This is a genomic window from Cryobacterium algoricola, assembly GCF_004402485.1.
In the GTDB taxonomy this organism is placed as follows: Bacteria; Actinomycetota; Actinomycetes; order Actinomycetales; family Microbacteriaceae; genus Cryobacterium; species Cryobacterium algoricola.
This window is the reverse complement of sequence record NZ_SOFG01000006.1, coordinates 1-1,209: the sequence shown is the minus strand read 5'-3', so window position 1 is coordinate 1,209 and position 1,209 is coordinate 1. Positions and strand designations below refer to the sequence as shown.

Genomic DNA, 1,209 nt, shown 5'->3' with positions numbered 1-1,209 from the left:
GGGTTGCTGGGCCAGCTGACGAAGATGGTCTTGGGATCCGCGCTCGAGGGCGAGATCACCGATCACCTCGGCCATGAGAAGCACGGGAGGTCCGGGTCGGCCTCGGACGCACGGAACGGCTCTCGGACGAAAACGGTCCTGACGGATATCGGTCCGGTCCCGATCGAGGTGCCGCGCGACCGGGACGGTTCGTTCGAGCCGCAGATCGTGCGCAAGCACCAGCGGCGCCTGACCGGGGTGGATGAGCTGGTGTTGTCGCTGTCCGCGCGCGGGCTGACCCACGGTGACATCAGCGCGCACCTGGCCGAAGTGTATGGGGCCGAGGTGTCCAAGACGACGATCTCCACGATCACCGACCGGGTGCTCGAGGGCATGACGGAGTGGCAGAACCGGCCTCTTGACCCGGTGTATCCGGTGATTTTCATCGACGCGATCCACGTCAAAGTCCGCGACGGGCAAGTCGCGAACCGGCCGATCTACGTGGCCCTGGCCGTGACTGTCGAGGGCAACCGCGACATCCTCGGGCTCTGGGCTCTGGGCTCTGGGCTCTGGGCTGGGGACGGAGGCGAGGGCGCGAAGTACTGGCTACAGGTGCTGACCGAGATCAAGAACCGGGGCGTCCGGGACGTGTGCATGGTCGTCTGCGACGGGCTGAAAGGACTCCCGGACTCGATCTGGGCCGTGTGGCCGGAAGCGATCACCCAGACCTGCGTCGTGCACTTGTTGCGGGCCAGTTTCCTTTACGCCGCAAGGCAGGACTGGGACAAGATCGCGAAAGCCCTGAAGCCGGTCTATACCGCCGCGACCGTTGACGCGGCCGAGGAACGCTTCCTCGAGTTCGGTGACGCGTGGGGGAAGAAGTACCCCGCGATCGTTCGGATGTGGGAATCGAGCTGGGCCGAGTTCGTGCCATTCTTGCAGTTCGACGCCGAGATCCGCCGGGTCGTCTGCACGACGAACGCGATCGAGTCCGTCAACGCGAGGATCCGCAAAGCCGTCCGCGCCCGCGGCCACTTCCCCAACGAGCTAGCCGCACTGAAGTGCGTGTACCTGGCCGTGATGAGTCTGGACCCCACCGGCCAAGGACGAGCCCGCTGGACCCAACGATGAAAGGCAGCCCTCAACGCCTTCGACATCACCTTCAACGGCCGACTGTCCATCCGAGACAACTAAAAAATCAAACCCAGTTACACCGAAAACTTGACAGAC

The 1,209-nt window shown here is 64.4% G+C and carries 1 pseudogene; it reads left to right on the top strand.

The features are described from left to right. Positions 1-1,204 (top strand): annotated as a pseudogene (locus E3O44_RS04785) (IS256 family transposase); the annotation flags it as partial. Positions 1,205-1,209: the final 5 nt, after the last annotated feature.